Here is a 14,326-nt window from a genome sequence, read left to right on the forward strand (position 1 = left end):
GCCGGGCCGTCCGTTCCACGCGGCGATCCCTGCAGGCTGGGAAGGATTATAGAAGGCGGTTTTCCCAGGCGCAGCGGCAGGGCGGAGGCCCATGGGATTCAGGTCGTTTTTGCCTGTGCCCGCTGCGGCGCGAGGTCGAGCCGGGGCAGGGGGCAGCCCTGCTCAGTCCATTTCCACCTGCCACCAGGCCGGCAGCAGGCGGCGGATCTCCGGTTGGGCGAAGCGGTCGTCCATCAGGTGCACCACGCCGCGGTCGCCCTGGGTGCGGATCACCCGCCCGGCGGCCTGCACCACCTTCTGCAGCCCGGGGTAGAGGTAGGTGTAGTCGTAGCCGGCCTGGAAGATCGCGGCCATGCGCTGCTTCAACTGCTCGTTCACCGGGTTCACCTGGGGCAGGCCGAGGGTGGCGATGAACGCACCGATCAGGCGCTCGCCCGGCAGGTCGATGCCTTCGCCGAAGGCCCCGCCGAGCACCGCGAAACCGATGCCGCGTCCGCCCTCGGCGAAGCGTTCGAGAAAGGCCGTGCGCGCGCCCTCGTCCATGCTCCGCGACTGGCTCCAGGCGGGGATGAAGGGGTGGCGTTCGGCGAACAGCGCCGCCACCTGCTCCAGGTACTGGTAGCTGCTGAAGAAGGCCAGGTAGTTGCCCGGGCGCTGATGGAACTGGTCGGCCATGCGCTCGACGATGGGTTCCAGGGATTGCATGCGGTGCTGGTAGCGGGTGGACAGGCGCCGCGCCACGCGCACCTGCAACTGCTCGGCGGCGAAGGGCGACTGCACCTCCAGCCAGGGCGTGTTGGCCGGCACCCCCAGCAGGTCGGCGTAGTAGCGACGCGGGTTGAGGGTGGCGGAGAACAGCACGGTGGAACGGCTGCCGGCCAGGCGCGGGCCGAGGAAGGGCGCCGGCACCAGGTTGCGCAGGCACAGGGTGGAGCGGCTGCTCTTGCCCGCCTGGTATTTGCTCAGGTCGAACAGCGAATGGCGGTCGAACAGCTCGGCCATGCGGCCGAAATGCATGGCGTCGAAATAGAACGCCATCAGCTCGGGGTCCAGCGGTGCGCCGGGCTGTTCGGCGAGGTGGTCGGTGATGGCGGTGACTGCGCTCTGCAGGGCGCCGAGCAGCTTCTGCGGCGGCTCGTCGTAGGCCTGGTAATCCACCACCTGGGCCTTGTTCAGCTCGTTCCAGCTGCGCTGCACCCGCTCCAGGGGCTTCTTCAGCGGTGCCGGCACGCTCTTGCACAGGGCCTTCAGCGCGCCTTGGCGCAGCTCGGCGGAGTACATGGCGCGGGCCCGCTCCACCAGGTTGTGGGCTTCGTCCACCAGCACGCCGACGCGCCACTGGTTGGCCTGGGTGAGGCCGAAGAGCAGGGCACCGAGGTCGAAGTAGTAGTTGTAGTCGCCCACCACCAGGTCGCTCCAGCGCGCCATCTCCTGGCCCAGGTAGTAGGGGCAGACGTCATGGGCCAGGGCCACCTCGCGCAGGGCCACGCGGTCCAGCCAGCGGCGTTCGGCGGCGGCCGCGCGCGCGGCCGGCAGGCGGTCGTAGAAGCCCCGCGCCAGGGGGCAGGCCTCGCCGTGGCAGGCGCTGCCGGGGTGCTCGCAGGCCTTGTCGCGGGCGGTGAGCTCGAGCACCCGCAGGGGCAGCTCGTCGACGCTGTCGCGCAGGGTCGCCAGGCTGTGCAGGGCCAACTGGCGCCCCGGTGTCTTGGCGGCGAGGAAGAAGATGCGCTCCAGGCGCTCGCCGCCCAGGGCCTTGAGCTGGGGGAACAGGGTGGCCAGGGTCTTGCCGATGCCGGTGGGGGCCTGGGCCAGCAGGCAGCAGCCGGTGCTGGCGGCCTTGTACACCGCCTCGGCCAGTTCCCGCTGGCCGCTGCGGAACGCCGCGTGGGGGAAGCGCAACGCCTGGAGCGCCAGGTTGCGCACGCCCTGGTGGGCCAGCTCCGCCTCGGCCCAGGCGATGAAGGCCAGGCACTGCGCCTCGAAGAAGGCGCGCAGCTCGGCGGCGCTGGCGCGCTCGGTGAACAGGGTTTCCTTCTGGCTGGCGACATCGAAATACACCAGGGCCAGTTCCACCTCGTCCAGGCCCCGCTCCTGGCACAGCAGCCAGCCGTAGACGCGCACCTGGGCCCAGTGCAGCTGGCGGTGGTTGGCCGGCTGGCGGGCCAGGTCGCCGCGATGGGTCTTCACCTCTTCCAGGCGGTTGCGCGCGGGGTCGTAGCCGTCGGCGCGGCCGCGCACCTTGAGGGTGCGGAACTCGCCCGCCAGCGCCACCTCGCTCTGGTAGCCCTCGCCCCGGCGCGCCGCCACCAGGGCGTGGCCGGCCATGCCTTCCAGGGCTGTTGGGGCGGGGGTGAAGCGCAGGTCCAGGTCGCCGCACTTGGCGGTGAATTCGCAGAGCGCACGCACCGCCACCTGGTAGCTCACGCGATGGCGGCCTCGGTTTCGGCCCATTGCACGTAGCAGACGGTGACCGGCATCTGGTGCTCGGCGCAGAAGTCCAGCCAGCGCAGCTGGTTGTCCTGCAGGCGGTCGCCGGGGCCCTTCACCTCGATCATCTGGTAGCGGCGTTCCCGGGGCCAGAAGCGGATCAGGTCCGGCAGCCCGGCGCGGTTGGTCTTGATGTCGGCCAGCAGGCGCTGGAACCACAGCTTCAGGTGCGCGGCGGGCAGGCACGCCAGCGCCTGCTCCAGCAGCGCCTCGTCGAGCACGCCCCAGTAGACGAAGGGCGACTGCAGGCCGTACTTGGCGGCGTGGTTGCGGCGGATGGTGGCCTGCCAGGCATCGCTGTCCAGCTGCGCCAGGCAGGCGGCGAAGGCCTCGCTGCGGCGCGCCTGGAAGTCGGCGGCGAGCAGGTCCGCCGGGGCGGCGTGGAAGGGGTGGAAGAAGGCGCCCGGCACCGGCAGGAAGATCGCCTCCCAGCAGAGCAGGCCGAACAGCGAGTTGACCAGGGTGTTCTCGACGTAGTGCACCGGCCCCGGCTCGTCCGCCAGGTGCCGGGCGACGCTGTGCTCCACCGAGACGAAGTCTTCGCCCCGGGGCAGCCGCAGGTCCAGGCGCGTCACCGGCGTGGGCGCGCGCGGTGGCTGCTTCGGCAGGCCCAGCCTGCGTCGCAGGCGCGGCAGGATGCGTGTGAGGTGCTGCTGCTCCTCGTCACTGTGCACGCCGGCCGCCAGCTCCAGGGCGAGGCGATGGGCGTCGTCGAAGGCGGCGAGCTTCTCCAGCACGCGGATGCGGCGGATACGCGCGCCGGGGTCGCTGCACCCGGCATAGATCTCCAGCGCCAGGTCCAGTTCACCCTGGCGCTCGCAATGCTGGCCGAGCTGGAACAGCAGGCGCGCGCGGCGTCCCTGCAGCCAGGGGTTGTCGTTGGCCGGCGGAATGCTCGCCAGCACCTCGGCGGGCTCCTCGCCGGCTTCGAAGCGCTCGCGGCACTGGTAGAGATGCAGGTACAGCTCGATGTCGGCGCGGTGGCGGAAGCCACGCGAGGCGGCGTCCAGCTCCACCTTCTCGTACTGGTAGATGCCCAGGTCGGCGAGGACGAACTCGGACCAGTCCTGGGCCAGGTTGCCGAAGAACATCAGCCGCAGCCGGTCGCACAGGGCCATGAGCTGCAAGGCATGGACGCGCTCCTCCAGCTCCGGGCACCAGGCGTCCAGGGGCTGCGCCTCGGGGTATAGGGGTTGCAGCAGGGCGAGCTGGTCGGCCTTGCGCAGGGCCGCGCGGCCCAGGTGCGTGGCAAAGCAGGCGGCGATCTCCGGCTTGCGCAGCAGGGCGAAGAGTTGCGCAAGCGTCAGCTGCGGTGCCGGGTCCACCCAGCCCAGCGCCACCAGCGGCTCAATGGCGTCGCGGGTGGGGCCGATCTCGGCGTAATCCAGCTTGCTTTCGCGAAACAGCGTGCCCTTGCGCATCACCATGCGCACCAGCAGCGCGCGGGAGGCCTTGGGCAGGCCGGCGAAGGCCGCGATGAAGCCGCGCTCCTCGTCGTCCAGCAGGTCGTCATAGCGGGCGCCGATCCAGTCGAGCACGGCCTGGAAGTTGTTCAGGTAGTAGAAGGGGTCGTCGAGGGCGCTGGGCATGGCGGAACGGCTTGGGCGAATGGCTGGCTATTTATACAGCTATCGACCCCTGCCGCCCAAGGGGATTTCGATCAGTGGAAGGGCATCCTCTGTAGGAGCGAGCTCTGCTCGCGCCCCTCCTCCGGCAGGGCGGTGCTGCGCACCGCTGGGCGACTGAAGTCGCCCCTGCAGAGGCCACCGGGCTTAGCCTCAGCGCACAGGCAGCCCCGCCAGCTTGTCCGGGTTGCGCATGATGAAGATCTGCTGCAACGCGCCGCTCTCGTCGTAGCCGAAGGAGACGCTGGCGGCGATGGCGTCGCCGTGGCGGAGGATGACGCCACGGCTGCCGTTGATCTCCGTCTCCTGCCATCGGTACTCGCCCCAGTACAGGCGCAGGGACTGCTCGATGAAGCCCAGCACCGCCTCGCGTCCATGCAGGGTCTCGCGGAGGGTGGGCACCTTGCCGCCGCCATCGGCGCGCAGCTCCACCTCGGCGCCCAGCAGGCCGGCCAGGGCGCTGCTGTTGCCGCCCTCGATGGCATCGCGAAAGGCCGCCAGCAACTGTTCCTGGCGTTCCACCGGGGTGACGTGGCGCACCCGCGCGTCCTCGACATTGGTGCGCGCCCGTGACACCAGCTTGCGGCAGGCGGACTCCTGCACGGCGAGGATGCCGGCCACCTCGGCATAGGGACGCTCGAAGATGTCGTGCAGCAGGTAGGCGGCACGTTCCTTCGGCGACAGGCGCTCCAGCACCAGCAGGAAGGCGGTCTGCAGCGAGGCGGCCAGGACCATGCCCTCGTCGGGGCCGTCTTCCGCCAGGCCGTGGATGGGCTCCGGCAGCCAGGAACCGACGTAGTCCACCCGCGTGCGCCGGGCCGAGCGCAGCAGGTCGATGCAGCGGCGTGTGCACAGGGTGGTCAGCCAGGCGGCCGGGTTGTCGAGGCCGGCAAGATCGGCCTCCTGCCACTTCAGCCAGCAGTCCTGCAACGCATCCTCGGCGTCGGCGCGCGAGCCGAGGATGCGATAGGCGAGGCCGAGCAGGCGCGGGCGGTGCTGCTGGAAGAGTTCGAGGTGGGCTCGGGTCTGCATCAATGCTTCGACACCTGGATACGGTTCCACAGGTTGATCATCGCCACCTGGGTGGTCAATGCGCTGATCTGCGTTTCGTCGAAGCGTTCGCGCAATGCCTGGCGCAGGGCGGCGTAGTCGCGCTCGTCGTCGATGCGGGTCAGCGCCTCGGTCCAGGCCAGGGCGGCCTTCTCGGCGGCGCTGAAATCCCCCGAATGGCGCCACACCACCAGGCGGTCCAGGCGCTCGCTGGTCTCGCCGCCTTCGCGGGCCTCGCGGGTGTGCATGCGCACGCAGAAGGCGCAGCCGTTGAGTTGCGAGGCACGCAGGTGGACCAGATGCACCAGGGCGCGGGGCAGGCCGAGCTTGTCCAGCTCGGCATGGACGCTGCCCAGCACGGCCAGCACCTGGGGGATTTCCTGTTCGTAACGCACGGCGCGGGTATCGCTCATTCTTCGTCTCCGTCAGGGGGCCGGAGTGGCCCCTTTGATGACTCGACGGATCAGCCTGTGGGGTTGTGACGTGGTGGGGAAAATAATTTTTGCGGGGGAGGGGGGACAGCCCTGCGGGCGAATGGATGGGTTCTGTCTGCGTTGGTTATTGGGGTTTAAAGCAAATCCTCAAGTACGGTGGTTTCCGGGCATCTATGGACTTCTGCCACCTCTACCGCATGGGTTTCGCTTCGCTCGCGGAACGCCGCCCGACCCATCCTAGGAAGGTCCGTGCGCACCACGTGGTGAGGTGCTGGGCGAAGAACGCTGGAGCAGCCGACAACGCCCCTACAGGGACGAGGTGCGCCTCAGCTTTTCGGTACGCCAGGCGGCACCTCGTAGGATGGGTAGAGCGGAGCGAAACCCATCGGGCGGAGTCATCGGCGGGGCTGATGACGTCCCTTCAACGCCGGCGCAGCAGGCCCACGAAGAACAGCCCGCCGATGGCGGCGGTGGCGATGCCGATGGGCAGGTCCTCGGGGGCGACCAGGGTGCGGGCGGCGACGTCGACCCAGACCAGGAACAGCGCGCCGAGCAGGGCGGCCACCGGCAGCAGGCGACGGTGTTCGGCGCCCACCAGGCGGCGCGCCAGGTGCGGCAGCATCAGGCCGATGAAGCCGATGGCGCCGCTCAGGGCCACCAGCACGCCGGTGAGCAGCGAGGCGCAGAGGAACACCTGCAGGCGTACCCGGCGGGCGCTGAAGCCCAGGCTGATGGCGGTCTGCTCGCCGGCCATCAGGGCGTTCAGCCCCCGGGCCTGGGCGAGCAGGGCGACCAGGCCCAGCACCAGGCACAGTGCCGGCGGCCAGAGCAGCTCCCAGCGTGCGGCACCGAGCCCGCCGAGCATCCAGAACACCACCGAGCTGGCGGCATGGTGGTCGCCGAGGAACAGCAGCAGGTTGACCAGCGCCATGCACAGGAAGGACACGGCGACACCCGCCAGCAGCAGGCGATCGCTTTCCAGGCGGCCGTGGCGGCTGGCGATGGCCAGCACCAGTAGCATGCTGCCCAGTGCGCCGACGAAGGCGGCCAGGGGCAGGCTGAGCACACCGATGAATTCGCCCAGGTAGAGCAGCACCAGCACCGCGCCCAGGGCCGCGCCGGAGCTGACCCCGAGCAGGTGCGGGTCGGCCAGCGGATTGCGCGTGGCCGCCTGCAGTGCGCCACCCACCAGGGCCAGGCCGGCACCGACCAGCGCCCCGAGCAGCACCCGGGGTGCGCGGATCAGCCAGACGATGTGTTCCTGGCCCCGGCTCCAGTCGCCCGCAGCGCTCATGCCCAGGCGCTCGGCGAGGATGCCCCAGACATGTGCCTGGGGCACCGCGGCCGGGCCGAAGCCCAGGGCGGCGATGCAGGAGAGCACCAGCGCCACGACGAGGCCGAGCAGCAGCAGGCGGTAGGCGCCGGGCGTGCGCACCGGGCTCATGGCGCCTTCCCGGCGAAGCGTTCGGGGTGCAGGCCGGCGGCCAGGGTCTCGATGGCCTCGATGTTCTCCACCGAGGGGGTGACGGCGAGGTAGGGCAGGACCAGGAAGCGCTGCTCGCGGATCGCCTCGACCGATTGCAGGGCCGGGTGGGCGAGGAGGAAGTCGCGCTTCTGCTGCCAGCTGCGTTCGCCGTAGTCGACGATCAGGATCACCTGCGGGTCGCGCTCGACCACGGTTTCCCAGTTGACCTGGGTCCAGCTGGCGGCGAGGTCGTCCATCAGGTTGTGGCCGCCGGCGGCGGTGATGATCGCTTGGGGCATGCCCAGGCGGCCAGAGGTGAAGGGGCGGTCCTCGCCGCTGTCGTAGAGGAACACCCGGGGCGCCTCGCCACCGTTGGCCAGGCGCCTGGCCACCTCGGCCTGGCGCGTGCGCAGGGCGGCGACCAGGGCGTTGGCGCGGGCCTCGACGTCGAAGATGCGGCCGAGGTTGTCGAGGTCGCGGTAGAGGTCTTCCAGGCTCGCCGCCTCGCGCGGCATCACGTGGGCACAGGATTCGCTCAGCTCGTACACCGGGATGCCCAGGGGCGCGAGGGTGGCCGGGGTGACCTCGCCGCCCACGCGCATGCCGTAGTTCCAGCCGGCGAAGAAGAAGTCGGCATCGACGTTGAGCAGCGTTTCGATGGAGGGGTATTTGCGCGCCAGCTCCGGCAGGTCGCCCAGGGCGGCCATCAGCCGGGCGTCCGGGGTCTTCCAGCCGCTGATGCCGCTGTAGCCGACCATGCGCGATTGCAGGCCGAGGGCGACCATCATGCCGGTGAGGTTGATGTCCTGGCTCACCGCCCGCTGCGGCGCGCGCTCGAACACCACCTGGCGGTCGCAGCTGGTGACGCGCAGCGGGTAGTCGGTGGCCTGGGCGAGGGGGGCCAGGAGCAGGGCGAGCAGGGCGATCGATGAAGGCTTCATGGGCTGATCCAGGTGATGCGCGGGTGGTCGGCGAGGGGGTGGCGGTCCACCAGCGCGTGCACGCCGAACACCTGTTGCAGCAGCTCGGCGGTGAGCACGTCGGTGGGCGTCCCGCTGGCCACCACGCGGCCTTGGTCGAGGACGTAGAGGCGGTCGCAGAAGGCCGCCGCCAGGTTGAGGTCGTGGAAGCTGGCCAGGGTGCTCAGGCGCAGGCGCCGCAGCTGGTGCAGCAGCTCCAGCTGGTAGCGCGGGTCGAGGTGGTTGGTGGGCTCGTCGAGCAGCAGCAGGCCGGGGCGCTGGACCAGGGCGCGGGCCAGCAGCACGCGCTGCTTCTCGCCGCCGGAGAGGCGGGCGAAGGGGTGCGCGTGGAAGCCGCCCATGCCCACGGTGGCCAGCGCCTCGGCGACCAACGCGGCGTCTTCGGCATCGTCGCCATCGAACAGGCCCTTGTGCGGCGAACGGCCCATGGCGACCACCTCGGCCACGGCGAGGCCGAAGTCCTGGGGGAATTCCTGCAGCACCACGGCGATGCGTTGCGCGCTCCAGCGCGGGGTGCGTCGCCAGAGGTCCTCGCCATCCAGCGCCACCCAGCCGGCGGCCGGGCGCTCGGCGCGGTAGGCGCAGCGCAGCAGGCTGGTCTTGCCGCTGCCGTTGGGGCCGATGAGGCCGACGAACTCGCCCTCGCGCACCTGCAGGTCGATGCCCTGCAGAAGCCAACGGGGGCGAGCGTCGGGTGCCCAGGCGAGGTCGCTGATGTTCAGTGAGGGCATGCCGGGCACTCCTTTCGCCGGATCAGAAGCTGTAGTCGGCGGTGACGAAGAAGGAACGGGGCTGGCCCAGCAGCCATTGCTGGCCGCCGTTCTGCTGGGTGACGGCGTAGCGGCGGTCGAGCAGGTTGTTCAGCTCCAGCCCCAGGCGCGTGTCCGGCAGCACCTGCCAGCCGAGGTTGGCGTCGAGCACGGTGTAGCCGGGCACCTTCACGGTGTTGGCGGCGTCGGCATAGCGGGCATCGACGTAGCGCGCGCCGATGCCGGCGTCCAGGTCATGGCCGAGTGCCTTGCTGACCCAGAGGTTGGCGGTGCGCCGTGGCACGTCGGTGGGGCGGTTGCCGGACCGGGAGACGAGCTGGCCGCCGACGGATTCGTTGAAGTCGTCGTATTCGGCGCGCAGCAGCGAGGCGTTGGCCGAGACGTGCCAGCCCTGCTCCAGGGCCAGTTCCAGGGTCGCCTCCAGGCCGTCGGAAGACTGCTGGCCGATCTGCTGGGTGGGGCGGGTCACCGATTCACGAGAGAGCAGCTTCTTCTTGACGATGTGGTAGGCGGCCAGGGTCCATTCGCCGCGCCCGTCCCAGAACTGTTGCTTGAGGCCGAACTCGGTCTGCTTCGACTCGGTCAGGTCCATCTGTTGCTGGGTGGGGCTGAGGGTGATGAGGTTGCTGACGCCGTCCTCGCTGGTGGAGTACTGGCCATAGAAGGACAGCTGCGGGGTGGCGGCGAACACCAGGCCGGCGCGCCAGTTGCCGCCCTGGATGCTGCGGTCGCTGCGGCTGTTGGCACGCAGGTCGGTGCGGTCGACGTGGTTCTGGTCGCGGCGCAGGCCGGTGACCACGGACCAGCGCTCGCCGAGCTGGGTGCGGTTCTCGGCGAACAGCGCGGCGGTGCGGGTTTCGCTGCGCGAGTGCGGGCGGTAGGCCGAGGCGCTCTGGTAGTAGCCGGGCGCGGGGTTCCAGGGGTCGACGTAGTCGCCGCCGATGTCGGTGTAGGGCGAGTTGTTCAGCAGGTCGAAGCGGATGCGGTTGAACTCGCCGCCGACCAGGGTGCGGCTGTCGAGGCCGAACAACGAGTGGTCGAAGGTGAAGGTCTGGCGGTCGCCGATCTGCTCCTGCTCGTGCTTGATGCGCAGGTTCTCGGCGCGCTCCAGCTGGCCCCGGCCGGCGTCCCAGGTGTAGGCCTCGGCGTTGCGCCAGTAGCGGCGGCTCTTGATGTGGTAGAGCTGGTTGCTGGCGCTGAAGCCTTCGCCGGGCGTCCAGTCGGTGACGAGCCGGGTCCACTGGTCGTTGTAGTGCTGCTCGGCGTTGTGCAGGTTGTAGTTCTTCTCCTTCAGGCTGTCGCGTAGGTGGCCGTCGATCAGCGGCGTGCCGAAGTAGTTCATCGGCGTGAGGTCGCCCTGGTCATGGGCCAGGGTGAAGGCCAGGTCGTCGCTGGCCTGCCAGCGCAGGGCGGCGCTGAGGCCGAGGTTCTTCGAGTCGCCCCGGTCGATCCAGCCGTGGCTGGTTTCGCGGTTGAGGTTGAGGCGGTAGCTGAGGGTGTCGGTGAGCGAGCCGCCGCTGTCCAGGGCCATCTGCTGGCGGTCGTCGGAGCCGTAGCCCAGGCGCAGGCGGTTGCGGATCTCGCCGTCGAAGGGCTTCTTCGGCACCACGTTGATCACCGCGCCCGTGGCGCCTTCGCCGTAGAGCACCGAGGCCGGGCCACGGATCACGTCGATGCGTTCGACCATCCACGGGTCGGTGGGGAAGGTGGTGGTGCCCATGCCGGTGTAGAAGCGCGTGCCGTCGTACAGCTGCATCACCGAGGCGTGGCCGGTGAAGCCCCGGGCCGAGAGGGCGGTGCCGCCGTTGCCGGGGGTGCCGATGTGGGTGATGCCGGGGCTGCGGGTCACGGCGTCCTGCACGGTGGCGTTGTTGCGTGCGCGCACTTCGTCGCCGCTGATGGCGCTGGTGCTGGCCGGGGTTTCCAGGGCGGAGAGGCCCAGGCGCGAGCCGGCGGGCACGGGCGTGTCGAGGCGGATGGTCGTGTCGTCCGCCTGGTCGGTGACGGCGGTGGCCGGTAGCGCCAGGGTGCCGTCTTCGGCGTGCAGGGCGAGGGAAATGGACAGCGCGAGCAGGCCGAGGGCGGCGCTCGCCGGAGCGTTGGAGCTGAAGGTACGGGTCATGTCGTTCCTATCACGTCAGGAATGAATGGAGCCCGGAGGGAATGCAAAGGCGCGCGCGGGCGCGTGCACCCGTGCGAGAAACCGGCCCGTGCCCGCCCACCGCGGGTTTGCCTATCGATGCTCCAGGCCGGTCTCCGGGCTTGCGAGGATCACGTCGCATCCGCCTTCCCATGCCATGGGCACAGTGGCGTATCGGATGCAGCGCTCGCTTACCGTTGCGGGGGCAGCGCCGGACTGGTCCTGATGGACGCACCGGCTTCCCGTTTAACCCCACGCACGACGGCGTGGGACACCTGGAACGGCGCGCATATGACCATCCGCGCGCTCGGGCGTCAACGTTGAAATCGTGCGCGGGATGGCGCAATCCCCCTTCCCAGAGCCGTAGCGACGTTGCCGGAATGCCTTCCTTATTGTCATATCAACAATGTTGATTTGAGATTCTGCGCTCACGTATCGTCCGTCCACGGGCTGCAGGGCGATTCCCTCGCAGGGCCGCCCGCCATCCCCCCGAAACCGCTCGCCGACCCCGGCAGAGCCAGGAGCCTCGAGATGACCGATACCCCGAACAGATCCATCCCTTCCGGCCTGCAGATCCTCCAGGCGGTGATCGACGGCAAGCTGCCCGCGCCCTCCATCGGCGAGACCATGGCGATGAAGGCGGTGGGCGTCGAGCCCGGGCGTATCTTCATCGAGGCGCGGCCGGATGTACGTCACCTCAACCCGGCGAACACCGTACACGGCGGTTTCGCCGCCACCTGCCTGGACGGTGCCGCGGGCCTGGCGCTGTTCACCACGCTGCCCGGCGATACGCGGTATTCGACGGTGGACCTGGGCGTGAAGTACCTGCGCCCGCTCAAGGCCGGCGAGGTGTACAGCGTGGAGGGCTGGGTGGTGGAGCGCACCCGCAGCCTGGCGTTCTGCGATGCCCATATCCGCGATGCCGCCGGCACGCTCTGTGCCCGCGCCACCACCACCTTCAGCGTGAGGGACTGAGCCATGCGCGAACTCATCGTCAAGGGCGCGGGGCGCCTGGCCTGGGAGGAGGCGCCGTCACCGGTGCTGGATTCGCCGCTGGCGGCGCTGGTGCGGCCCATCGCCTCGGCCTCCTGCGACCTCGACCGGCGCCTGATCGCCGGGCTGACACCGTTCAAGCCGCCCTTCGCCCTGGGCCACGAATGCGTGGCCGAGGTGCTGGACGTGGGCGCGCAGGTGGGCACGGTCAAGCGCGGCGACCTGGTCTCGGTGCCCTGGAAGATCGCCTGCGGCACCTGCCGCCAATGCCTGGCCGGGCGCAGTACGGCCTGCACGGGCGTCGCCCGGCATGCGGCCTATGGCGTGCCGGCGGGCGGGCACTGGGGCGGGCTGTTCTCCGAGGTGGTGCGGGTGCCTTTCGCCGACGCCATGCTGGTACCGCTGCCCCCGGGGCTGGACCCGGTGGCCGTGGCCAGCGCCAGCGACAACCTCACCGATGCCTGGGTGGCCACCAGCCGCCCGCTGGCGACACGGGAGGAGGCGAGGGTGCTGGTGGTGGGCGGCACCGAGAGCCTGGGCATCCTCGCGGTGCAGATGGCCCGCGCCGCCGGGGCGGCCGAGGTGGATTACCTGGATGGCGACGGCTACCGCGACGAGCTGGCCGTGCGCAGTGGCGCGACCCTGCGCAGCGGAGCCGATGGCGCGCTGAACGAACGCTACGACCTGGTGGTGTCGGCCACCCGCGACCCGCAGGCGCTGCGTACCGGCCTGCTGGCGCTGGCGCCGGGCGGGCATTGCTCGTGCATCGGCATCATCTTCGAGGACCCGGCCATCCCGCTGTTCGGCCTGTACATGCGCGACGTCACCCTTTCGGTCGGCGCCTGCAGCGTGCGTCCGCACATCCCCCGGGTGCTGGAGCTGGTGGAGCAGGGCCATTGCGACCCGCTGCTGGTGAGCCCCAGCGTGGTGCCCTGGGAAGAGGCCACCGAGGCATTGATCCGGCCGCTGGCCAAGTGCATCGTGGTGCGCGAACGCATCACCACGGCGGGTTGATCAGTCGAGGCGGGCGGCCAGGGATTGCATGACCGAGTGCCAGGCGACCCGGCCGTCGGTGTCGGTGGTGTCCAGCGCGGCGCGGATGGCCTGGCGTTCCAGGTCGGTGGCGCGGCGCTCCACGTCATGGCCTTCCGGGCTGAGGGAGAGACGCTTGTAGCGGTGCTGTTCCGGGTCGCGTTGCTGGGTCACCAGGGCGCGTTCGAAGAGGTGGGTCAGCGGGCGGTGCAGTGCCTGCTTGCTGACACCGAGGAGGGCGGCCAGCTCGCCGACGTTGATGCCTTCGACGCGCCGGATGGCGTAGAGGATGCGGTGGTGGACGCGCGACAGGCCGAGGGTTTCCAGGTAGGCGTCGGCGTCCAGGGTGAGGCCGCGGAAGCCGAAGTGCAGCAACTCCAGCGCGACATCCAGGTCGTCCAGGCGTCTGATGTCTGCGGAGTCCAGTTTGATTTTCCTGTCGATGACCATGGGCAGCTCCCGGGCGCGATGGGCGGGGATGCTACCGGCGCCGCCGGTGGTGGTCCAGTTGCAACGACAGCGGGCGCCGGCATTGGGCCGGCCCGCGAACAGGAGCATTGAAGACATGAAACTGATCTACGCAGGGGCGTCCCCCTTCGCTCGCAAGGTCCGGGTGCTGGCGCTGGAATCCGGCCTGGCGGCTGGCATCGAGATGCTCGATACCGCCGTGCTGCCGATCAAGGAGAACGCCGAGGTCAACCGCGCCAACCCGCTGGGCAAGATCCCGGTGCTGATCACGAGCGAGGGCGAGGCGCTGTTCGACAGCCGCGTCATCTGCGAATACCTCGATGCCCTGCAGAGCGGCGACGCCTTCTTCCCCCATGGTGCCGAGCGCTGGACCTGCCTGACCCGTGCGGCCCTGGCCGACGGCCTGATGGATGCGGCGCTGCTGGTGCGCTACGAGGGCGCCATCCGCCCCGAAGCGCTGCAGTGGCAGGACTGGAAGGACGGCCAGCTGGGCAAGATCCATCGCGCGCTGGATGCCCTCGAAGCCATCGCCGACCAGCTCCACGGCCCGCTGGACATCGCCCAGATCGCCGTGGGTTGCGCGCTCGGCTACCTCGACTTCCGCCTCTCCGACCTCGGCTGGCGCCAGGGCCACCCGGGGTTGGAGCGCTTCTTCGCCACCTTCTCCGAGCGCGACTCGATGAAGGCGACGGTGCCGGCCTGACACCTCTTCGCCAGAACCTTCGTCGATGTGCGCACTGCGCTCCGGGCGCAGTGGCTTGCGTAGGGTGGCGTAGAGCGAAGCGAAACCCACGCGGTGGCCGTGACGGGACGCCATAAATGCCCCGCAAGGCACCGTGCTTGAGGCTTCGCATCACGTTCACCACAGAGCCCATGAATTCG

12 protein-coding genes and 1 riboswitch are annotated in these 14,326 nt (G+C 70.0%); of the genes, 3 read left to right on the plus strand and 9 right to left on the minus strand.

The features are described 5' to 3' along the window. Positions 1-162: 162 nt before the first annotated feature. From ACYJSS_RS20965 to ACYJSS_RS21000, 8 genes are all read right to left on the minus strand, one after another. Entirely contained in the window at positions 163-2,451 is a 2,289-nt protein-coding gene (locus tag ACYJSS_RS20965; RefSeq protein ID WP_236204971.1) for an ATP-dependent DNA helicase, read from the minus strand. Further along, on the minus strand, positions 2,421-4,076 hold the full coding sequence (locus tag ACYJSS_RS20970) for a VRR-NUC domain-containing protein (RefSeq protein ID WP_236204972.1): 1,656 nt from the start codon (positions 4,074-4,076) through the stop codon (positions 2,421-2,423). Before ACYJSS_RS20970 ends, ACYJSS_RS20965 begins: the two co-directional genes overlap by 31 nt. 189 nt (positions 4,077-4,265) lie before the next feature. Next, a complete protein-coding gene (gene sigJ / locus ACYJSS_RS20975) occupies positions 4,266-5,144 on the minus strand; it encodes an RNA polymerase sigma factor SigJ (protein ID WP_111263098.1) in 879 nt (292 codons plus the stop codon). Then, positions 5,144-5,575 carry a carboxymuconolactone decarboxylase family protein gene (locus ACYJSS_RS20980; RefSeq protein ID WP_111263097.1) on the minus strand — a complete coding sequence of 144 codons (432 nt, stop codon included), beginning with the start codon at positions 5,573-5,575 and terminating at the stop codon, positions 5,144-5,146. Before ACYJSS_RS20980 ends, sigJ begins: the two co-directional genes overlap by 1 nt. 442 nt (positions 5,576-6,017) lie before the next feature. Next, complete coding sequence (locus tag ACYJSS_RS20985; RefSeq protein WP_236204973.1) at positions 6,018-7,040, minus strand: FecCD family ABC transporter permease; 1,023 nt, start codon at positions 7,038-7,040, stop codon at positions 6,018-6,020. Continuing rightward, entirely contained in the window at positions 7,037-8,002 is a 966-nt protein-coding gene (locus tag ACYJSS_RS20990; RefSeq protein ID WP_111263095.1) for an ABC transporter substrate-binding protein, read from the minus strand. Before ACYJSS_RS20990 ends, ACYJSS_RS20985 begins: the two co-directional genes overlap by 4 nt. Then, the gene (locus tag ACYJSS_RS20995) at positions 7,999-8,772 is read right to left on the minus strand and encodes an ABC transporter ATP-binding protein (protein ID WP_111263094.1); all 774 of its coding nucleotides are present in this window, start codon (positions 8,770-8,772) and stop codon (positions 7,999-8,001) included. The genes ACYJSS_RS20990 and ACYJSS_RS20995 overlap by 4 nt, the downstream gene beginning before the upstream one ends. 22 nt (positions 8,773-8,794) lie before the next feature. Continuing rightward, positions 8,795-10,933 carry a TonB-dependent receptor gene (locus tag ACYJSS_RS21000; protein WP_111263093.1) on the minus strand — a complete coding sequence of 713 codons (2,139 nt, stop codon included), beginning with the start codon at positions 10,931-10,933 and terminating at the stop codon, positions 8,795-8,797. Between the two features lie 108 nt (positions 10,934-11,041). Next, a riboswitch (cobalamin riboswitch) is annotated at positions 11,042-11,245 on the minus strand. A gap of 237 nt (positions 11,246-11,482) precedes the next feature. Here ACYJSS_RS21000 and ACYJSS_RS21005 point away from each other — a divergent pair. Then, on the plus strand, positions 11,483-11,926 hold the full coding sequence (locus tag ACYJSS_RS21005) for a PaaI family thioesterase (RefSeq protein WP_111263092.1): 444 nt from the start codon (positions 11,483-11,485) through the stop codon (positions 11,924-11,926). A 3-nt stretch (positions 11,927-11,929) separates the two neighbouring features. Further along, positions 11,930-12,958 (plus strand): zinc-dependent alcohol dehydrogenase, encoded by a 1,029-nt coding sequence (locus tag ACYJSS_RS21010; protein WP_236204974.1) that lies wholly within the window; start codon positions 11,930-11,932, stop codon positions 12,956-12,958. Here ACYJSS_RS21010 and ACYJSS_RS21015 read toward each other — a convergent pair whose 3' ends face one another. Then, complete coding sequence (locus ACYJSS_RS21015) at positions 12,959-13,543, minus strand: MarR family winged helix-turn-helix transcriptional regulator (RefSeq protein ID WP_236204975.1); 585 nt, start codon at positions 13,541-13,543, stop codon at positions 12,959-12,961. It abuts the gene before it with no gap. Between ACYJSS_RS21015 and ACYJSS_RS21020 the strand changes: the two genes are divergently transcribed. Continuing rightward, the gene (locus ACYJSS_RS21020) at positions 13,542-14,147 is read left to right on the plus strand and encodes a glutathione S-transferase (RefSeq protein ID WP_111260428.1); all 606 of its coding nucleotides are present in this window, start codon (positions 13,542-13,544) and stop codon (positions 14,145-14,147) included. The two genes, ACYJSS_RS21015 and ACYJSS_RS21020, sit on opposite strands and share 2 nt — an antisense overlap. Positions 14,148-14,326: the final 179 nt, after the last annotated feature.

Source organism: Pseudomonas sp. No.21, from assembly GCF_054558415.1.